The sequence below is a fragment of the Klebsiella sp. K5-204 genome, from assembly GCF_030128585.1.
Lineage (GTDB): Bacteria > Pseudomonadota > Gammaproteobacteria > Enterobacterales > Enterobacteriaceae > Klebsiella > Klebsiella quasipneumoniae.
Genome location: NZ_JAKUZS010000003.1, coordinates 478,864 through 498,728, shown reverse-complemented (window position 1 = coordinate 498,728; position 19,865 = coordinate 478,864). Strand labels below are relative to the sequence as shown.

Sequence of the window (19,865 nt, the reverse complement as noted above, 5' to 3'; positions counted from 1 at the left end):
CTTCATCATTTCTACACAAATTAAGGCAAAGCGCTCCTGACCCGCGCTGTAATTTCTTGTTCTGGAAGTGTTTTTGTTTTCAAATGAAAGCCATTACTTCATTAACCCAAATGTATTGCCGTTATCCGCCACCGTAACCGCTCCCTTTCACCGGGTTATTTTGACGCAAAAAAAATCCGCAACCCGAACGGATTGCGGACTGAGGATCAATCAGTAATGAGATGGGCTTCAGAACAGGCCCAGCGGCGCGGTGCCGTAGCTCACCAGCAGGTTTTTGGTTTGCTGATAGGCATCCAGCGCCATCTTGTGCGTTTCCCGCCCGACGCCGGACTGTTTGTAGCCGCCGAACGCCGCATGAGCCGGGTAGACATGATAACAGTTGGTCCATACGCGACCGGCCTGAATACCGCGCCCCATGCGATAGGCGAGGTTGGTATCGCGCGTCCACACCCCGGCGCCGAGGCCAAACTGGGTCTCATTGGCGATAGCCAGCGCTTCCGCTTCGTCCTTAAAGGTGGTCACCCCGATCACCGGCCCAAAGATCTCCTCCTGGAAGGAGCGCATATCGTTGCGACCTTTAATCAGCGTGGGCTGAATATAAAAACCATTATCCAGCGCCGGCGCGATCGCCGCCCGCTCGCCGCCGGTGAGGATTTGTCCGCCCTCTTCCCGGGCAATCTGAATATAAGAGAGGATCTTGTCGAACTGCTGGCGGGAAGCCTGGGCGCCGATCATGGTGTCGGTATCTAACGGATCGCCGCGACGGATCTGCGCCACCTTCTCCATGACCCGCGCCATAAAGGGCTCATAGATGGATTCATGGATCAGCGCCCGCGACGGGCAAGTACAGACCTCACCCTGGTTGAAGAAACCGAGCACCAGCCCCTCCACCGCCTTCTCAATAAACTCCTCTTCACCCTCCATCACGTCGGCGAAGTAAATATTGGGCGATTTGCCCCCCAGCTCGACGGTGCAGGGGATAATATTCTCCGCCGCGCAGGCGAGAATATGTCGCCCGACCGGCGTGGAGCCGGTAAACGCCAGCTTGGCGATACGCTTGCTGGTGGCCAGCGCCTCGCCCGCCTCTTTGCCGAAGCCCTGCACCACGTTCAGCACCCCCGCCGGGAACAGATCGCCGATCAGCTCCAGCAGCAGGGTAATACTCAGCGGCGTCTGTTCCGCCGGCTTGAGCACCACGCAGTTCCCCGCCGCCAGGGCCGGGGCCAGCTTCCACGCGGCCATCAGCAGCGGGAAGTTCCACGGGATAATCTGACCGACCACCCCCAGCGGTTCATGGAAATGGTAGGCCACCGTGGTTTCGTCAATTTCGGCAGTGCTTCCCTCCTGGGCGCGCAGGCAGCCGGCGAAGTAGCGAAAGTGATCCACCGCCAGCGGCAGGTCGGCATTCAGCGTTTCGCGGATCGGTTTGCCGTTGTCCCAGCTCTCCGCCACCGCCAGATATTCCAGATGCTGTTCAATACGGTCGGCGACCTGCAGCAGCAGCCTGGAGCGCTGTTGCACTGAGGTTTTGCCCCACGCCGGCGCCGCACGGTGGGCGGCGTCGAGGGCGAAGTCAATGTCTCTGGCATCCGACCGGGGAAACTGCGCAATGTTGCTGCCGTCTACCGGGGAGGTATTCATAAAGAATTCACCGCTCAGCGGCTCGACAAATTTACCGTCAATAAAGTTGCCGTAAGCGGATTTCAATGAAACCAGGGCGCCGGGCTGGCCAGGGTGTGCATAACGCATCGCAAATCTCCTTCTGTAGGGTTGAGACGCAGCGGCATATTGATTTTTTAAACTTGCCGCCGAACGCATCTCACTTTGCAGGGGTTATGCCAGTTTTTCATTTTCTCTAAATAGGTTTATTTATTAACAGGTTGCATTTACTAACTGGGCAGATGGTCAGCCACTGTCGCACGGGTTTCCACTTATGTGTTGCAAATCGCAACACCAAATAAACCAAATAGCTACAATATTGCAACACAGCAACATCGACCCAGAGGTGCCCTGTGCCAGGCAATCCCTTTCTTCTCGCCCCAGAGGTTAACGCCAATCCCCTGCTGAGCGATTCATGGTCTCGCTGCCAGCGCTACGGCCTGGATCCCGCCACCGAGGATTTTCCCCGCCTCGACGCCGGCGAGCTGGCGGACCGGCTCGCCAGCCACCGCAGCCTGCAGCAGCTGGCGCAGCCGGTGGTGGAAGCCCTGTCGCGCCAGGTGGCGGACCTGCAGTCGGTGGTGATCCTCTCCGACCCCGGCGGTCTGGTGCTCCATACCGTCGGCGATACCCAGGCGATGCAGAAGGCTCAGCGCGTCGCGCTGGCGCCGGGCAATCTGTGGAGCGAAAGCGGACGCGGGACCAACGCCATCGGCACCGCGCTGGCGATTGACGACGGCTGCGAAATCGATGGGCGTCAGCACTTTCTCACCCGCAACCAGAATTTGTACTGCGCGGCGATGCCGCTCCAGCGGCCGGACGGAAGCATCGCCGGCGTGCTGGATATCTCCGGCCCGGCGGATTTTCCCCACCAGCACACCTTTGGCTGGGTGAAAGCGGCGGCAAAGCAGATTGAGTATCTGTGGGTGAAGCAGAGCCTGCATCCTGAGCAGTGGCTGATGAGCCTCCACCGGCAGGTGGACAAACTCGACAGCGTGGAGGAACTGCTGCTGGTATTTTCCGACAACGTCCTTACCGCCGGCAACCGGCTGGCGATGCGCGAGTTCGGCCTGAGCGCGGCGCAGTTTGGCCAGCTCACCTTTGCGTCGCTTTTTCCGACGCTGACGCAAACGGCGGTCAGCGTTCCCCTGCCCCTGACCACCCCGCAGGGCCGCTATCACTATCGCCTGCGCGAGCCCACCCGCCGCCGGGTGGCGGTGAGCGCCCCGCCGGCCATGCAGCTCCCCTTCACCAGCCCGCGGGAAGGCGAAAAGCTGCTCCGGCTGCTTAACGCCGGCATCGCGCTCTGTATTGAGGGGGAAACCGGCAGCGGCAAAGAGTATGTCAGCCGCACGCTGCACCAGCACAGCCGCTGGCGCAGCGGTAAATTCGTCGCCATTAACTGCGCCGCCATCCCGGAATCGCTGATCGAGTCCGAGCTTTTCGGCTACCAGCCAGGGGCGTTTACCGGCGCCAGCAAAAACGGCTATATCGGCAAAATCCGCGAGGCCGAGGGCGGGGTGCTGTTTCTTGATGAGATCGGCGATATGCCGCTGGCGCTGCAGACCCGCCTTCTGCGAGTACTGCAGGAGAAAGAGGTCGCCCCGCTCGGCGCCAGCCGCAGCGTGCCGGTGAACTTCGCCCTGATCTGCGCCACGCACCGCAACCTGACCCAGCGGGTCAGCGCCGGCGAATTCCGCGAAGATCTGCTGTGGCGCCTGCGGGAGTACGCCCTGGCGCTGCCTCCGCTACGCGAGTGGCCGGCGCTGGAAACCTTTATCGCCACCCTGTGGCGCGACCTGGGCGGCGCTTCGCGCCGGGTGACGCTGTCCACCGCGCTGCTGACCCACCTCAGCCAGCTGCCGTGGCCGGGAAACGTGCGCCAGCTGCAGAGCGTCCTGAAGGTGATGCTGGCTCTGGCCGATGAGGGCGACACGCTGACGCCCGATGCGCTGCCGGACGCATACCGCGCTGCGCCTGCGCCGCTGCCGCGCGGGGGATTGCAGGCCCATGACGAGCAGTTGATTGTCGATACCCTCGCCAGGGTCAACGGCAACGTCAGCCGGGCGGCGCAGATGCTGGGCATCGCCCGCAGCACGCTATACCGCCGCGCCGCCCGTGCCGGACGGCCACGCCGCTGAGGCGATGGCCTAAAGCGCGCCGGCCGCGGACGCTACGCCAGACCCAGCCCCGCCCGCAGGGCATCGATCGTCACCCGCGTTTTTTGCGGCAGCCACGGCCCTTCCGGCCACACGGCGTGGATGGCGAAACGCACACGGTCGCTGGGCGCCAGAACCTGCTGCAGCGTCCCGTCGGCGAGCGCCTGCGCCACCAGCCAGTCCGGCAGCCAGGCGATGCCCATTCCCTGCTGCGCCGCCGCGGCGATGGCGGCAAAGTCATCCTGCACCAGCCACGCCTCCGGGGTGAAGCGCACTTCGCCCTGCTGCGGGTCGTAAAGTTGCCATTTTTGCAGCTGACCGTTATGCAGATAGCCGAGGGTGCGGTGCTCGCTCAGCCCGGCGATGGTCTGCGGCGCCGGCTGGCGACGCAGGTACTCCGCCGCCGCGCACAGCACCATGCCATGCTCCCCCAGCGCCCGCGCCCGTAGCGACCCGGTATCGGCCAGGCTCCCGATACGCACCGCGAGATCAAACCCCTCTTCCAGCAGATTGACCTGCCGGTCGCTGTAGTGGAGCTCGAGCTTCAGCAATGGATAGCGCTGGCTCAGACGGAACAGCAGCGGCGCCACGCAGCGCTGGCCAAACAGCACCGGCAGCGAAATCCGCAGCCGTCCCTGCACCTCGCCTTTGCCGCGCTGCAGCGCTTCTTCGGCCTCGCGAATGCGTCCCAGCGCCTCCCGACACTGGTGATAAAATTGCTCTCCCTCTTCCGTCAGCAGTTGCCTGCGGGTGGTGCGCTGGAATAACGCCACGCCGAGACGCGCTTCCAGCCGGGCAATGGTTTTTCCCACCGCCGATCGCGTCACGTGGAGGATCGTCGCCGCGCTGGCAAAGTTACCGCTCTCGACCACAGTGACAAACACGGGGATCGCGTTCAGATCGTCGCGCACAGATTGGTTCCTTACGGGATACAATAGAGGAAAATAATGTCACTCCAGAGAGAAAAAAGACAGTGTTAGTCTCTGCTTCTATCCTTCACTTGAGGCACTCATCATGGCTAACGTTCTGGTATTAAAGTCCAGTATTAATGGCGAAACTTCCCTGACCAATCAGCTGATTAACGAATTTCTCGCGGCGCGCCAGGCGGCGGGCCGCCACGATCGGATCCGCGAACACGATCTCAGCGCTATGGCGCTGCCGACGCTGGATGGCGCGCTGTTTGCCGCCCTGCGCGGGGCGGCGGATCCGCGGCCGGCCATCCGCGCGGCGGTAGCGCTCTCCGACCAGTTTATCGCCGAGTTAAAAGCCAGCGACCTGCTGGTGATCGGCGCCCCGATGTATAACCTCAACGTCCCGACCGATCTGAAGAAATGGTTCGACCTCGTGGCGCGGGCGCGGGAAACCTTTCGCTACACCGACAGCTGGCCGCAGGGGCTGGTCGAGGGCGTCCGGGCGGTGGTCGTCAGCAGCCGCGGCGGTGTTCACCAGGGAGAAACCACCGACGCCGTCACCCCCTATCTGCGCGCGGTGCTGGGGCTGATGGGGATCCATGAGGTGGAATTTATCTATGCCGAAGGGCTGGATAACCGCCCGCACGGTCGCGACGCCGGGATCGCCAGCGCCCGGGCGCAGATAGCCGATCTCGCCGTTCCGGCCTGAGTCGCGGGGAAAAAGGGGCTGGCGCTGGCGGCTTTTTTATTTTAGAGTTATCTAAATTTAGAAAAAGCTAAAATACATGACCACACCCGAAGACCTGCAGGCCCGCGCCGGCGAAGCCGCCGCGCTGATGAAAGCGATGAGCAATCCTCACCGCTTGCTGATCCTGTGCATGCTATGCGACGCGCCGCGGGCCAGCGCCGGTGAACTGGCCCGCGCTACCGGCCTGAGCCCTTCCGCCACCTCGCAGCACCTCGCGCGGATGCGTGACGAGGGGCTGATCGACAGCGAACGCGACGCTCAGCGCATCCACTATTTCATCACCCATCCTGCGGTACAGCAGGTGATCAACACGCTGAAAACGCTCTATTGCCCGTGAGGATCCTATGACCATCGCCACCTTAACCCCTGCCGAAGCCCGGGTGCAGATTGCCCAGGGCGCCAGACTGATAGATATCCGCGATGCGGATGAATACGCGCGCGAACATATTCCCGATGCCGAGCTGGTGCCGCTCGCCACCCTGAACGGCGGCGCGACCCTAAACGCCCGGGCCGGCGAGCGCGTGATCTTCCACTGCCAGGCCGGCTCCCGGACGCAGAACAACGCTATTCGTCTGGCCGCCGCCGCCGCGCCGGCGCAGGTCAGCCTGCTGGCGGGGGGGATTCAGGCATGGAAAGCCGCGGGGCTCCCGGTTGAGGAAGATAAATCGCAACCGCTGCCGCTGATGCGCCAGGTGCAAATCGCCGCTGGCGCTCTGATCTTACTGGGGGTGCTGCTGGGCTATACCGTGAACGGCGGCTTTTTCCTGCTCAGCGGCGCGGTCGGCGCCGGGCTCACTTTCGCCGGGATAACCGGCTTTTGCGGCATGGCGCGCCTGCTGGCGATCATGCCGTGGAACCGGCGCCAGGGGAGTTAAAACGCACTCCAGATAAGCCAGGCAATGCCGCCGAAAAGCAGCCATTTGACGACGTAATAGACCGTCTTATTCCATTTTTTCAGCCGCTTGCCGACAATGCGGATCTGGTAGATATAGCGAAACGCCCGGTTAATTCCGCCAGTGCGATCGCTGGCGTCGTTGGGCGCCGAGGCGGCGCTCATCAGATTGCGCCCCAGCCAGTGGTTGACCTTCTGCGCCCAGCGGTAGCGCATCGGCCGTTCAATATCACAGAACAGAATCAGCCGATTCTCACCGCTGGTATTTTCCGCATAGTGGATATAGGTCTCGTCAAACAGCACGCCTTCCCCGTCGCGCCAGCTGTAGCGCTGACCATCCACCTCGATAAAGCAGCGGTCATCGTTCGGCGTCGCCAGGCCAAGATGAAAGCGCAGGGAACCGGCGTAGGGGTCGCGATGGCGCGGCAGACGGCTGCCGTCCGGCAGGGTGGCGAACATGGCCGCTTTCACCGACGGAATATCCCGCAGCAGCGCGGTAGTTTGTGGGCAAAGCTGGCTGGCGGAGGGATGGGCATCCTCATACCATTTCAGATAAAAGCGTTTCCAGCCGGTTTTAAAAAATGAGTTAAATCCGGCATCGTTATATTTATCGGCCGCTTTAATCTGCTCCAGCTGCTGGAGGCGGATGCCTTCTTCGCGAATAACCAGCCAGTTTTGTTGCAATATCGCCAGCTCGGGAAACATCTCCGGGCGCAGATAAGGCGTATTCGGCACGCGGGAAAATAAATACATAAATCCATTCAACGGCGCGGTAAATGTGGAATGGTCGGAGAGCTGTCGCCAGAAACGATAGCGCACCCGTCCGCGGTAATGGACATACAGCACAGCAATAACAATGATCAACAGAATGATATACTTCATGGTGTCTTTCCTGACCTGATTGATGGTAACCCTACCCTCGCCGTCCCCCTTGTCAGCAGCGGTATGGCGCCAGCAAAACATTAACAACATTAATACATATACCTCCAAATTGTTTTAACAAAAAAGAGCACACCCGGTGTTCAGTGCGCGGGCGTTGAGCTATGGTTTAGGTTCATACGTGGTATTAACAGTGAGGAGTGAATGATGTTTTCTGTCGGCGATCTGGTACAACCGCGTGCGGGCGGGCCAAAACTGAAAGTGGTCGAAGTGCAGGGCGAGGATCTGGTGGTGGTTCAGGCCGCGCAGGAGCAGGGAGAACGCTATACGCTGAAGTCAGACGAGGTGACGTCCTATCAGGAAGAGGGGGACTTCGGCGTCTGCTGAAGCCCCTCGCTGCAGGTCATAAGGCCAGGCCGGGCGGTGGGTCTCCCCGCCGTCGCGGCGCTGGCTGCATCGGTTTTAAATTAAAAAGCTGTCCAGCGATTTCCCCTCGGCGACCGCCTGGGCAATCGGCTTCGGCATTCTTCCCTGGCCGGTCCAGGTTTTCTCGGCGCCGGTATGATCGCTATAACGATATTTCGCCGGGCGCGGTTTCCGCTTTTTACCTCCCGCCATCGGCGGCTGAATATCGGCCACCAGCTCGTCAGGAGAAATACCGTCGGCGCGCATCAGCTCAAGCCAGGTATTCACTTTTTCCTGATATTCCGCCTGCTGCTGCGCCGCCAGCTGCTGTTGCGTACGTATTTCTTCAGTGACGATCCTGAGCTTTTCCAGCATCTCTTCAAGCACGTCAATGGAGAATTCACGGGACAGCGCGCGCAGTGAACGGATATTATTCAGTTTGTGTAACATTGAAGACATAAAATTAAAAACTTCCAAATAGCAAATTAAAAGACACAACGCGGCAAGTGTAATAGAAACGTTTATTTATTTCCAGCCTTCGGTTATCCAGATAAATATATTATGCAGAGAGTAAACCTTTTCCGCCTACCTTATATCGGGAAATCCCCGCTTCTTTTTCGCCAGCGCAGGCCAATAAGACCCTGAATAAATAAAAGCGGCGGATGGTGAGATAGGAAAATATATCCAGAAGGCGATATTACCTTTATGGTCAGCGGGTTATCCTCTTATCGTCGGTGAATGCGCAGGCCCTCTCAGCGTGGCTAAATGAATAGTTACTCAGACATTCAGAATAAAACGCCACATATCGTTTTAGAATTTTTCACCACAAAAACCGGCGTAATGGCATAAAAACATCTAAACATGACCCTTATCACAGGCTAACGCGATTTTGCGCCACAGCGGGTGGTCAGATACCGACCCCCTGGTCAGATATCATGGCGAAAAACAACGCAACCATTTGAAAGTAAAAGAATTTAATAAAACCAGCAATAAAAGTAGCGTAACGGGCAAAAAACCGACCTTCGCAGAGTATTTTATCGACAAAAAGGCAATAAATAAAAATTTATAGCTAGTTGCCACTTTTAATGCAGAGATATACTCTACGCACATCAAAACAGGCAGCCCAAAAACGCTATACCAACGCGCATTTTTCGGCGTTATTGACTTCATTTTCGAGGAGCACTCCGATGTTCTCTGCGCACTCCCGCTTGCGGCATGCGGTTGCAGACACCTTTGCGATGGTGGTTTACTGCACCGTCGTCAACATGATGATCGAAATTTTTCTCTCTGGTATGACGTTTGAGCAGTCGTTATCGTCGCGCCTGGTGGCGATCCCGGTCAACATTATTATCGCTGTCCCTTACGGGATTTATCGCGACTTCGCGATGCGTCAGGCCCGGCGTATTACTCCGGCCGGCTGGATGAAAAATATGGCCGACGTGCTGGCCTACGTGACCTTTCAGTCGCCGGTTTATGTCGCCATTCTGTGGAGCGTGGGTGCGGACTGGCACCAGATTGTCGCTGCGGTGAGCTCGAACCTGGCGGTTTCAATTATGATGGGCGCCGCTTACGGCTACTTCCTCGACTATTGCCGCCGCCTGTTCCGCGTGGCGCCCTACCAGCAGGCGAAAGCCTGACCGACACGTTAACAGCGACTGGCTCTGCCAGTCGCTTCCTCCCGCCAGCCAGCTTCGCCCGGGTCTTTATCCAGCGAATTAATTCGTCGACATGGCCGGCTGGGCTTCGCCAAACAGTCCATTAAGAAAACGCTCAAGCGCCATGCGTGAGCTAAAGCCGTGCGGAATACCATAATGCTGCTGCGCATCCCCGGCTAAATACAGCGGAAACTGTTCATAATGGTCGCAGGTTTTGATATCTGAAGCCGGTTCAGCCAGCATATTGCTGCGCTCTTTTAACGCTGGATGAATAACTAACGCTGTTCGCCCCATGCGCGCTTCGCGGTTCACATAAACATAATTATCGCCGCGGCGATAGCCGTACGCTTTTTGCGTCACAACATCCATGGTGAAGCCGGCTTTTTCAAGAACACGCGCCACCTCATCGGGTCTTAAATACATACTGATTCCTCGTTATCTTTTACCGCACATTGACCTTACCTTATTCATTAAGGGCAGTGCTTTCGGAATATTCCAGAAACCACAGCAGTAAGCATAATTCAAAATCTTGTCCTACACTTACTCACTCGATGGAATTAAGGGAGATAACGATGGCTAACCATGTGAACCGCAACAATTTTGACGAGAACGCCGAAGATATTCATAACGATGTCAGCCAATTAGCGGACACGCTGGAAGAGGTGCTGAAATCGTGGGGCAGTGACGCGAAAGAGGAAGCGGAAGCGGCGCGTGCCAAAGCGCAGTCGCTGTTAAAAGAGACCCGCGCCCGCCTTAATGGCCACAACCGGGTGCAGCAGGCGGCGCTGGATGCGCGCCAGGCAGCGTGCGATGCGCTGGGCTGCGCCGACACCTACGTGCGCAATAAACCGTGGCACAGCGTGGGCGCCGCCGCCGCCGTCGGGGTATTTATTGGCGTATTGCTCAATTTACGTCGATAATAGCTATAGCGTTTGCTGCCGCCGCGCGATAAGCGCGCGGAAGCCCGCCTGCTTCACGGAAAGCAATGAAGATAACAAATACGCGTCAGCCCCTGCGCGCCTCTGGCCGCAGGGGTTTTTTATGCGCCAGCGGGCGTGACGCCGCCGATCGCCTCCCTCAGCCGCCGGGCCAGCGCGCCAGCCATTGCCGGCGAGCGAATATTGGTAAAACTCATCAGTAATCCCCCCTCGTCGGTATGGCGCATCCGCCAGTCGCTCAACGCCTGTACCGCCAGCCCGGCCGCCACCGCCCGTTGGGCCAGCAGGCGATCGTCGCCGTTGACCGGCATGACCAGCTGAATCCCTCCCTGCTGCGGCGTGACCTGAAAGCCCTGCGCCTGCAGAGCCGACTCCAGCCACTCCCTGCGCTGGCTGTAGCTGGCGCGCATTTTTTTCAAATGACGCCAGAAATGGCCCTGCTGGATAAAATCCGCCAGCGTCTGCTGCCACAGGGTGGGAACGGTGCAGGGCTGGCGCTCCACGGTCTGGTGAAAGCGCGCCGCCAGCGCGGTCGGCACCACCAGCCAGGCGGTGCGCAGCGCCGGAAACATCGACTTACTGAAGGTGCCCGCGTAGATGACCCGCTGTGGCGCATCAAGGCTTTTCAGCGGCGGCAGCGGTTTGCCGCGATAGCGAAACTCGCTATCGTAATCATCCTCAATGATCCAGGCGTCACGCTCCGCGGCCCATGCCAACAGCTGGCGACGCCGGGGCAACGAGAGCGCCACTCCCAGCGGACTCTGATGCGCCGGGGTGAGCAGGGCAAACCGCGCCTGCGGGTGATGGCGCTGGCCCCAGGCGATATCCATCCCTTCGTCGTCCACCGGGATCGCATCCACCACCAGCTGCCCGGCCTCGACCACCGGGCGGATAAAGGGATATCCCGGATCCTCCATCCACATATGCTGCCCCGGCTGCGCCAGGGTACGCAGGATCAGGTTTATGGCGGTGGCATAGTTGCCGGCGATCAGGACCTGCTCCGGCTGGCAGTCGATACTGCGCGACAGGCGCAGATAGTCGACGATCGCCTGACGCAGAAGCGGGTCGCCGCCGGGATCGCCGGGCGCCAGATCGAACCGCGACTGCGTCCGCAGCCGGCGCCCCATCACCCGCGCCCACAGCCCGCGCGGAAAGAGATCCAGCGCCGGGAGCCCCATCTGAAACGGCAACGGCTCCGCCGGCGCGGCAGGCTGCGCTGGCGGCACTGGCGCCAGCTGGCGCGGACTGAGCCGCTCGCTGACAAAGGTTCCCGCCTGCCCGCGTCGCTCGAGCCAGCCCTGGGCGACCAGTTCGCCCCAGGCGTTTTCGATGGTCGCCCGGGAGACGCCCTGCTCCTGGGCAAACACCCGGCTGGCGGGCAGACGGCTGCCCGGAGCCAGTTCGCCACGTTCAATGGCGGATTTCAGCTGGCGGGCGATGCGTTGATAGAGAGGGAGGTGGCTGGCTTCCATTATGGTCTGCTTTTTTCATCACAATATGGCTATCTTTTGCAGTCCATTATAGTGCTATTTTGGCTGCCGTCTTAGAGAGGAGAACACCATGAGCCAATTACGTCAGCCATTCAGTGAACTGAGCCCGGAAGTCTATAAAGGGCTGGTGCAGGCCAGCCTCGCGCTGGAGAAAAGCGAGCTGGGCAGCGCCCTGGTGGAGCTGGTCTATTTACGCGTGTCGCAGATCAACGGCTGCGCCTTCTGCCTTGAGAAGCACAGCCAGGCGCTGCGCAAAGGCGGCATGGCGCAGAGCAAGCTGGATGCCCTGGCCGGCTGGCGGGTGAGCGACCATTTTACCCCTGGCGAACGCGCGGCGCTTGCCTGGGCCGAGTCGGTCACCGACATCGCCGCCAGCCATGCGGAAGATGAGGTTTACCTGCCGCTGCGCGAACATTTTACCCCACGTCAGATAAGCGATCTCACCTTCGCCATCAGCCTGATGAACGCCTTTAACCGCCTCGCCGTCGCCATGCGTCTGTAGTTTCGCGTAGCCTTCCCCCTCCTCCGCCTGGCCACCCCGGCGGGGGAATTCTTTGCTAAAAACGCTATATATTGAGTGGTTGAAGTTTTAAATAACTACATCTAGTATTTCCTTATCGAATGGCCCACAACGTTCGACGCTACGTTTAGCGCCGTGCTGTTATCTTAAATGGAAATACGAATCATGCGCATTACTATTTACACTCGAAATGACTGCGTGCAGTGCCATGCCACCCGACGAGCCATGGAGAGCCGGGGACTGGCCTTTGAAATGGTCAACGTCGACCAGCAGCCGGATGCCGCCGACACCCTGCGCGAACAGGGGTTTCGCCAGCTGCCGGTGGTGATCGCCGGCGACCTGCGCTGGAGCGGCTTCCGCCCGGATATGATCAATCGCCTGCGCCCCTCCGTCGCGACGGCCAGCGCATGAGCCTCATCGTCTACTTCTCCAGCCGTTCGGAGAACACCCATCGCTTTGTGCAGCGCCTGGGGCTGCCGGCGGTGCGCATCCCGCTGAACGAGCGTGAACCTCTGCAGGTAGACGAGCCCTATATTCTCATCGTTCCCAGCTATGGCGGCGGCGGTACCGCCGGCGCCGTGCCGCGTCAGGCGATCCGCTTTTTAAACGACGTACATAACCGTCGGCTGATCCGCGGGGTGATTGCCGCCGGCAATCGCAACTTTGGCGACGCCTGGGGGCGCGCCGGGGATGTCATCGCGCAGAAATGCGCCGTGCCCTATCTCTACCGCTTCGAGCTGATGGGAACCCCCGACGATATCGATAACGTGCGTAAAGGAGTCAGCGAATTTTGGCAACGACAACCGCAGAACGTATAACCGCCGCCGTGGATTTTCACGCCCTCAATGCGATGCTGAATTTGTACGACAGCGAGGGCCGCATCCCGTTTGAAAAAGATCGCCAGGCGGTTGAGGCTTTTATGGCGACCCAGGTTCAGCCCAACACCCTCGCCTTTGCCAGCCAGGAGGATAAACTCAGCTGGCTCGTCCGCGAGGGGTATTACGATCCCCAGCTGCTGGCCGGCTATGATCGCGGGTTTGTGCTGGCGCTGTTCGCCCATGCCCGGCGCGCCGCGTTTCGCTTCCAGACCTTCCTCGGCGCCTGGAAGTTCTATACCAGCTACGCGCTGAAGAGCTTTGACGGCAAGCACTACCTCGAGGATTTCGCGGAACGCAGCGTAATGGTGGCCCTGACGCTGGCCCGGGGCGATGAACAGCAGGCGCGGCAGCTGACGGAGGAGATACTCAGCGGCCGCTTCCAGCCAGCCACGCCCACCTTCCTTAACGCCGGCAAACAGCAGCGCGGGGAGCTGATCTCCTGCTTCCTGCTGCGCATTGAAGATAATATGGAGTCCATCGGCCGGGCGGTGAACTCGGCGCTGCAGTTATCGAAGCGCGGCGGCGGCGTGGCCTTTTTACTCTCCAATCTGCGCGAGGCCGGGGCGCCGATCAAGCGCATCGAAAATCAGTCCTCCGGCGTGGTGCCGGTGATGAAGATGCTGGAGGACGCCTTCTCCTATGCCAACCAGCTCGGCGCCCGCCAGGGGGCGGGGGCGGTCTGGCTGCACGCTCACCATCCCGATATTTTGCGCTTCCTTGATACCCGGCGTGAAAATGCCGATGAGAAAATCCGCATCAAAACCCTGTCGCTGGGGGTGGTGATCCCTGACATCACCTTCCAGCTGGCGAAAGAAGACGCGCAGATGGCGCTCTTCTCGCCGTATGATGTCGAACGGCTGTACGGCAAACCCTTCGCCGACTGCGCCATCGGCGACCTCTATCCACAGCTGGTAGCCGACGATCGGGTTCGCAAACGCTGGATCCGCGCCCGCGACCTGTTCCAGCGCCTGGCGGAGATCCAGTTTGAATCCGGCTACCCGTACATCATGTTTGAAGACACGGTGAACCGCGCCAGTCCGGTGGCCGGGCGGGTCACCATGAGCAATCTGTGTTCCGAGATCCTGCAGGTCAGTACGCCGTCCGCCTATAATGAAGATCTCAGCTATGCCCATATCGGGGAAGATATTTCCTGCAACCTCGGCTCGCTGAACATCGCCCACACCATGGACTCGCCGGATTTCGGCCTCACTATCGCCACCGCGGTGCGCGCCCTGACCGCCGTGTCCGACATGAGCCACATTCAGTCGGTCCCCTCCGTGGCGGCCGGCAACGCCGCCTCCCACGCCATCGGTCTGGGGCAGATGAATCTTCACGGCTACCTGGCGCGGGAAGGCATTGCCTACGGCAGCCCGGAGGGGCTGGACTTCACCAATATCTACTTCTACACCGTGACCTGGCACGCGCTGCACACCTCGATGCTGTTGGCCCGCGAGCGCGGCCAGCGCTTCGCCGGCTTCGGGCAGTCGCGCTACGCCAGCGGGGAATACTTCGACAAATATCTGCAGGAGTCGTGGCAGCCGAAAACCGAACGGGTCCGCGCGCTGTTCGCCCGCGCCGGCATCTCCCTGCCCGACCGGGAAAGCTGGCGCCAGCTGCGCGACGACGTCATGCGCTATGGCATTTACAACCGCTATCTGCAGGCGGTGCCGCCCACCGGCTCGATCTCGTACATCAACCATGCTACCTCCAGCATTCACCCGATCGTCTCGAAGATTGAGATCCGCAAAGAGGGGAAAACCGGACGGGTGTACTACCCCGCGCCGTTTATGAATAACGATAATCTGGCCCTCTACCAGGATGCGTACGAAATAGGCCCCCGGAAGATCATCGACACCTACGCCGAGGCGACGCGCCACGTCGATCAGGGGCTGTCGCTGACCCTGTTCTTCCCGGATACCGCCACCACCCGCGATATCAACAAGGCGCAAATCTACGCCTGGAAGAAAGGCATTAAGACGCTGTACTACATCCGACTGCGCCAGCTGGCGCTGGAAGGCACTGAAATTGAAGGCTGCGTGTCCTGCGCGCTGTAAGGAGAACAGGATGACCCATTTAACACGCGTCAGCGCGATCAACTGGAACCGCATCGATGACGATAAAGATCTGGAGGTGTGGAATCGTCTCACCAGCAACTTCTGGCTGCCGGAGAAAGTGCCGCTGTCGAACGACATTCCCGCCTGGCAAACCCTTAGCGCGGCGGAGCAGCAGTTGACCATTCGCGTTTTTACCGGGCTGACCCTGCTCGACACCATTCAGAACACCATCGGCGCGCCGGCGCTGATGGCGGACGCTCTGACCCCGCATGAGGAGGCGGTGCTGTCGAACATCAGCTTTATGGAAGCGGTTCATGCCCGCTCTTACAGCTCCATCTTTTCCACGCTGTGCCACAGCAAAGAGGTGGATGCCGCCTTCGCCTGGAGCGAAAGCTGCGAACCTCTGCAGCGCAAAGCGCAGCTGATGCTGGGCTACTATCAGGCCGACGAGCCGCTGAAGAAAAAAATCGCCAGCGTGTTCCTCGAATCCTTTCTCTTCTATTCCGGCTTCTGGCTGCCGATGCACTTCTCCAGTCGGGGAAAACTGACCAATACCGCGGATCTGATCCGCCTGATCATTCGCGATGAAGCGGTGCATGGCTATTACATCGGCTACAAGTATCAGAAAGGACTGGAGATCGTCAGCCCCGGTAAGCGCGAAGAATTGAAAAACTTCGCCCTCGATCTGCTGATGGATCTGTACGACAACGAGCTGGCCTACAGCCGGGAACTGTACGGCGAGAGCGGCTGGTTCGACGACGTCAGCGCCTTCCTGTGCTACAACGCCAACAAAGCGCTGATGAACCTCGGCTACGAGGCGCTGTTCCCGGCGGAGATGGCGGCGGTTAACCCGGCGATCCTCGCGGCGCTGTCACCCAACGCCGATGAAAACCACGACTTTTTCTCCGGCTCCGGCTCCTCCTACGTGATAGGAAAAATGGAAGAGACCGCCGACGACGACTGGGACTTTTAACCGTACTTTCACCAGGAATATCGCCCGCATATTCCTGGTGATCAATTTCACAGAATCGCGATTAATCCACCAAATATTCTCTCCATGGTCTAACCGTCATCACTTCGTCATATTTAGCAGAAAACCGGCCCATTTCATTCGAATTATCCAAAGATAATCAAAAAATATTACCCACAACAAATTACCGCTCAGCCCTTATATCACGGGGGCTGTGCCGCCATGCCCCTCCCTCCATTTTGCCGAGAGTTCGCCATTGAGGGTTGTCACAGAATCTGAGTATGTTAGGGTGTAAAAAGATCATTATCACCATTGGGTACCATATCGCAATAAACAAATAACAGGAACTTCTCTATTGCATGGCAATTAAATTAGAAATTAAAAATCTTTATAAGATATTTGGCGAGCACCCTCACCGTGCTTTCAAATATATTGAGAAAGGACTCAACAAAGCGCAAATACTGGAAAAAACGGGGCTGTCGCTTGGCGTCAAAGACGCCAGTCTGGCCATTGAAGAAGGCGAGATATTCGTCATCATGGGGCTCTCCGGCTCGGGGAAATCCACCATGGTTCGCCTTCTCAATCGCCTGATTGAACCCACCCGCGGCCAGGTGCTGATTGACGGGGTCGATATCGCCAAAATGTCGGACGCCGAGCTGCGCGAGGTGCGTCGTAAAAAAATTGCGATGGTTTTTCAGTCCTTTGCGCTAATGCCGCACATGAGCGTGCTCGACAATACGGCGTTTGGCATGGCGCTTGCCGGCGTCCCGGCCGCTGAGCGAGAGCAAAAAGCGCGGGAAGCGCTGCGTCAGGTGGGGCTGGAGAATTATGCCCACGCCTGGCCGGATGAACTCTCCGGCGGGATGCGTCAGCGCGTCGGTTTAGCCCGCGCCCTGGCGATTAATCCCGATATTCTGTTAATGGATGAAGCCTTCTCCGCGCTCGATCCGCTCATTCGCACCGAAATGCAGGATGAGCTAATCAAATTACAGGCTAAGCATCAGCGTACCATTGTCTTTATTTCCCATGACCTTGATGAAGCCATGCGAATTGGCGATCGTATCGCCATTATGCAAAATGGCGAAGTGGTTCAGGTCGGCACTCCGGATGAAATATTGAATAATCCGGCCAATGATTATGTCCGCACCTTCTTCCGCGGCGTCGATATTAGCCAGGTCTTCAGCGCGAAAGATATTGCCCGTCGTAGCCCGGTCGGCCTGATTCGTAAAACGCCAGGTTTTGGCCCCCGCTCTGCGCTGAAATTATTACAGGATGAAGACCGGGAATATGGTTATGTCATTGAGCGCGGTAATCGCTTTGTCGGGATTGTCTCGATCGATTCTCTGAAAACCGCGCTCAGCGCCGGCCAGGGGATCGAGGCGGCGCTGATTGACGCCCCGCTGGCGGTGGAGGCGCAAACGCCGCTCAGCGATCTGCTCTCCCACGTCGGCCACGCCCCGTGCGCCGTCCCGGTGGTGGATGAAGAACAACAATATATTGGCATCATTTCCAAACGAATGTTGCTCCAGGCTTTAGATCGCGAGGGGGTGAATCATGGCTGATCAAACCAATCCGTGGGACAGCGCCCCGGCAACCGACAACGCCGCCCAGGCTGCAGACGCCTGGGGTGGCGCCTCAACTGCCGCGCCGACTAATGGCGGCGGCGCCGACTGGCTGCACAGCGCCCCGGCGCCGCAGCCGGAACAGTTCAATATCATGGATCCGTTCCATAAGACCCTGATCCCGCTCGACAGCTGGGTGACCCACGCCATCGACTGGATCGTGCTGCACTTCCGCCCGCTGTTCCAGGGGATCCGCGTGCCGATCGACTACATCCTCAGCGCCTTCCAGCAGCTGCTATTGGGGATGCCAGCGCCGGTGGCGATTATCGTCTTCGCGCTGATCGCCTGGCAGATCTCCAGCCTCGGCATGGGGGTCGCCACCCTGGTCTCGCTGATTGCCATCGGCGCCATCGGCGCGTGGTCGCAGGCGATGGTCACCCTGGCGCTGGTCCTCACCGCCCTGCTGTTCTGCATGATCATCGGCCTGCCGCTGGGGATCTGGCTGGCGCGCAGTCCGCGAGCGGCGAAAATTATCCGCCCGCTGCTGGATGCCATGCAGACCACGCCGGCCTTCGTCTACCTGGTGCCGATCGTGATGCTGTTCGGCATCGGCAACGTGCCCGGCGTGGTGGTGACGATTATCTTCGCCCTGCCGCCGATCGTCCGTCTGACCATCCTCGGGATAAACCAGGTGCCTGCGGATCTGATCGAAGCGTCGCGCTCGTTTGGCGCCAGCCCTCGCCAGCTGCTGTTTAAAGTTCAGCTGCCGCTGGCGATGCCCACCATTATGGCCGGGGTTAACCAGACGCTAATGCTGGCCCTGTCGATGGTGGTGATCGCCTCAATGATCGCCGTCGGCGGTCTTGGCCAGATGGTGCTGCGCGGCATTGGCCGCCTGGATATGGGCCTGGCCACCGTCGGCGGCGTGGGGATCGTGATCCTGGCGATTATTCTTGACCGCCTCACCCAGGCCGTCGGCCGCGACGCCCGCAGTCGCGGCAACCGCCGCTGGTACACCACCGGCCCGCTGGGGCTTCTCACTCGCCCTTTCTGTCGATAAGTCGATAACAGCGCCGCACCCCGGCACCAGCCGATGCCGGGGAGCCGCCTTCCCGTTAAACAATAAGAGGAACCACCATGCGACATAGCACGATGATGGCCACCGCCGCCTTTGCCACCCTGATCGCCACCAGCGCCTTCGCCGCCGACCTGCCGGGCAAAGGAATTACCGTCAAGCCGGCGCAGAGCACTATCTCCGAAGAGAGCTTCCAGACCCTGCTGGTCAGCCGCGCGCTGGAGAAGCTTGGCTACACCGTCGAAAAACCGAGCGAAGTGGACTATAACGTTGCCTATACCTCGATTGCCGCCGGGGATACTACCTTTATCGCCACCAACTGGCAGCCGCTGCACGATGACATGTACGCCGCGGCGGGCGGTGATAACAAATTTTACCGCAAGGGGGTGTACGTCTCAGGTGCCGCCCAGGGCTATCTGATCGATAAAAAAACCGCCGAGCAGTACCACATCACCTCTATCGATCAGCTCAAAGATCCGCAGATCGCCAAACTGTTTGATACTAACAACGACGGTAAAGCGGACCTCACCGGCTGCACCCCGGGCTGGGGCTGCGAAGCGGTGATTAACCACCAGATTGACGCCTATGGCCTGAGCAAAACCGTTACCCATAACCAGGGCAACTACGCGGCGATGATGGCCGACACCATCGCCCGCTATAAAGAGGGTAAACCGGTGCTCTACTACACCTGGACGCCGTACTGGGTTAGCGACGTGCTGAAGCCTGGCAAAGACGTCGTCTGGCTGCAGGTGCCGTTCTCCTCCCTGCCGGGCGAGCAGAAAAACATCGATACCAAACTGGCCAACGGCGCCAACTATGGCTTCCCGGTCAACACCATGCACATTGTCGCCAACAAAGCCTGGGCGGAGAAAAATCCGGCCGCCGCCACTCTGTTTAGCGTCATGAAGCTGCCGATCGCCGACATCAACGCCGAGAATGCGATGATGCACGAAGGCCATGCTTCCGAAGCCGACATTAACGGTCATGTTGATGGTTGGATCAAAGCCCACCAGCCGCTGTTCGACAGCTGGGTGAAAGCCGCGCTCGCCGCGCAGCAGTAACCCGCCCCC

General features: G+C 59.5%; 20 protein-coding genes and 1 pseudogene. 15 read left to right on the top strand and 6 right to left on the bottom strand.

Annotated features, from left to right (window positions below; translation table 11 throughout):
• Positions 1-228 precede the first annotated feature (228 nt).
• Positions 229-1,749 (bottom strand): aldehyde dehydrogenase family protein, encoded by a 1,521-nt coding sequence (locus tag MKR05_RS11135; protein WP_032453792.1) that lies wholly within the window; start codon positions 1,747-1,749, stop codon positions 229-231.
• Positions 1,750-2,012: 263 nt separating this feature from the next.
• On the opposite strand from MKR05_RS11135, the gene MKR05_RS11130 reads away from it, so the two are divergent.
• Positions 2,013-3,800 carry a sigma-54-dependent Fis family transcriptional regulator gene (locus MKR05_RS11130; RefSeq protein ID WP_023290740.1) on the top strand — a complete coding sequence of 596 codons (1,788 nt, stop codon included), beginning with the start codon at positions 2,013-2,015 and terminating at the stop codon, positions 3,798-3,800.
• Between the two features lie 32 nt (positions 3,801-3,832).
• Here the strand turns inward: MKR05_RS11130 and MKR05_RS11125 are convergent, their stop codons facing one another.
• Positions 3,833-4,729, bottom strand: coding sequence for a LysR family transcriptional regulator (locus MKR05_RS11125; RefSeq protein ID WP_048298081.1), 897 nt, complete (start codon positions 4,727-4,729; stop codon positions 3,833-3,835).
• Positions 4,730-4,832: 103 nt separating this feature from the next.
• Between MKR05_RS11125 and MKR05_RS11120 the strand changes: the two genes are divergently transcribed.
• The 3 genes and pseudogenes from MKR05_RS11120 (at position 4,833) to MKR05_RS11110 (ending at position 6,368) form a co-directional block, all read left to right on the top strand.
• A complete protein-coding gene (locus MKR05_RS11120) occupies positions 4,833-5,438 on the top strand; it encodes an FMN-dependent NADH-azoreductase (RefSeq protein ID WP_048298082.1) in 606 nt (201 codons plus the stop codon).
• 76 nt (positions 5,439-5,514) lie between these two features.
• Positions 5,515-5,814, top strand: a complete 300-nt coding sequence (locus MKR05_RS11115) for a helix-turn-helix transcriptional regulator (RefSeq protein ID WP_002914277.1) — start codon at positions 5,515-5,517, stop codon at positions 5,812-5,814.
• Between the two features lie 7 nt (positions 5,815-5,821).
• Positions 5,822-6,368, top strand: a pseudogene (locus MKR05_RS11110) (rhodanese family protein).
• Here MKR05_RS11110 and lpxO read toward each other — a convergent pair.
• Entirely contained in the window at positions 6,349-7,251 is a 903-nt protein-coding gene (gene lpxO, locus MKR05_RS11105) for a lipid A hydroxylase LpxO (protein WP_032453800.1), read from the bottom strand. The pseudogene MKR05_RS11110 and the gene lpxO sit on opposite strands and share 20 nt — an antisense overlap.
• Positions 7,252-7,455: 204 nt before the next feature.
• Here lpxO and MKR05_RS11100 point away from each other — a divergent pair, with 204 nt between their 5' ends.
• Complete coding sequence (locus MKR05_RS11100) at positions 7,456-7,635, top strand: hypothetical protein (protein WP_023290745.1); 180 nt, start codon at positions 7,456-7,458, stop codon at positions 7,633-7,635.
• Between the two features lie 75 nt (positions 7,636-7,710).
• On the opposite strand, the gene stpA is transcribed toward MKR05_RS11100, so the two are convergent.
• A complete protein-coding gene (gene stpA, locus MKR05_RS11095) occupies positions 7,711-8,112 on the bottom strand; it encodes a DNA-binding protein StpA (RefSeq protein ID WP_064157708.1) in 402 nt (133 codons plus the stop codon).
• Positions 8,113-8,840: 728 nt separating this feature from the next.
• Here stpA and MKR05_RS11090 point away from each other — a divergent pair.
• A complete protein-coding gene (locus tag MKR05_RS11090; protein WP_049013830.1) occupies positions 8,841-9,290 on the top strand; it encodes an L-alanine exporter AlaE in 450 nt (149 codons plus the stop codon).
• Positions 9,291-9,368: 78 nt separating this feature from the next.
• Here MKR05_RS11090 and MKR05_RS11085 read toward each other — a convergent pair whose 3' ends face one another.
• Positions 9,369-9,731: a DUF2002 family protein gene (locus MKR05_RS11085; RefSeq protein WP_002914291.1), complete on the bottom strand. Its 363-nt coding sequence runs from the start codon at positions 9,729-9,731 to the stop codon at positions 9,369-9,371.
• Positions 9,732-9,880: 149 nt separating this feature from the next.
• Here MKR05_RS11085 and MKR05_RS11080 point away from each other — a divergent pair, with 149 nt between their 5' ends.
• A complete protein-coding gene (locus MKR05_RS11080) occupies positions 9,881-10,228 on the top strand; it encodes a DUF883 family protein (protein WP_032432206.1) in 348 nt (115 codons plus the stop codon).
• 119 nt (positions 10,229-10,347) lie between these two features.
• Here MKR05_RS11080 and MKR05_RS11075 read toward each other — a convergent pair whose 3' ends face one another.
• Positions 10,348-11,718: a PLP-dependent aminotransferase family protein gene (locus tag MKR05_RS11075; RefSeq protein WP_238875128.1), complete on the bottom strand. Its 1,371-nt coding sequence runs from the start codon at positions 11,716-11,718 to the stop codon at positions 10,348-10,350.
• A gap of 88 nt (positions 11,719-11,806) precedes the next feature.
• Between MKR05_RS11075 and MKR05_RS11070 the strand changes: the two genes are divergently transcribed.
• The 8 genes from MKR05_RS11070 (at position 11,807) to proX (ending at position 19,856) form a co-directional block, all read left to right on the top strand.
• Positions 11,807-12,238, top strand: coding sequence for a carboxymuconolactone decarboxylase family protein (locus tag MKR05_RS11070; protein WP_023290749.1), 432 nt, complete (start codon positions 11,807-11,809; stop codon positions 12,236-12,238).
• 183 nt (positions 12,239-12,421) lie between these two features.
• Positions 12,422-12,667 (top strand): glutaredoxin-like protein NrdH, encoded by a 246-nt coding sequence (nrdH, locus tag MKR05_RS11065; protein ID WP_023290750.1) that lies wholly within the window; start codon positions 12,422-12,424, stop codon positions 12,665-12,667.
• Positions 12,664-13,074, top strand: coding sequence for a class Ib ribonucleoside-diphosphate reductase assembly flavoprotein NrdI (nrdI, locus tag MKR05_RS11060; RefSeq protein WP_023290751.1), 411 nt, complete (start codon positions 12,664-12,666; stop codon positions 13,072-13,074). The genes nrdH and nrdI overlap by 4 nt, the downstream gene beginning before the upstream one ends.
• Complete coding sequence (gene nrdE, locus MKR05_RS11055) at positions 13,047-15,188, top strand: class 1b ribonucleoside-diphosphate reductase subunit alpha (protein ID WP_048298087.1); 2,142 nt, start codon at positions 13,047-13,049, stop codon at positions 15,186-15,188. The genes nrdI and nrdE overlap by 28 nt, the downstream gene beginning before the upstream one ends.
• A 10-nt stretch (positions 15,189-15,198) precedes the next feature.
• Positions 15,199-16,161 carry a class 1b ribonucleoside-diphosphate reductase subunit beta gene (gene nrdF, locus MKR05_RS11050; protein WP_032453806.1) on the top strand — a complete coding sequence of 321 codons (963 nt, stop codon included), beginning with the start codon at positions 15,199-15,201 and terminating at the stop codon, positions 16,159-16,161.
• A 356-nt stretch (positions 16,162-16,517) separates the two neighbouring features.
• Positions 16,518-17,720 carry a glycine betaine/L-proline ABC transporter ATP-binding protein ProV gene (gene proV, locus MKR05_RS11045; RefSeq protein ID WP_002914328.1) on the top strand — a complete coding sequence of 401 codons (1,203 nt, stop codon included), beginning with the start codon at positions 16,518-16,520 and terminating at the stop codon, positions 17,718-17,720.
• Positions 17,713-18,780, top strand: coding sequence for a glycine betaine/L-proline ABC transporter permease ProW (gene proW / locus MKR05_RS11040; protein WP_004205702.1), 1,068 nt, complete (start codon positions 17,713-17,715; stop codon positions 18,778-18,780). Before proV ends, proW begins: the two co-directional genes overlap by 8 nt.
• 77 nt (positions 18,781-18,857) lie before the next feature.
• Positions 18,858-19,856, top strand: a complete 999-nt coding sequence (gene proX, locus MKR05_RS11035; protein WP_023290755.1) for a glycine betaine/L-proline ABC transporter substrate-binding protein ProX — start codon at positions 18,858-18,860, stop codon at positions 19,854-19,856.
• The last annotated feature ends 9 nt before the right edge of the window (positions 19,857-19,865 follow it).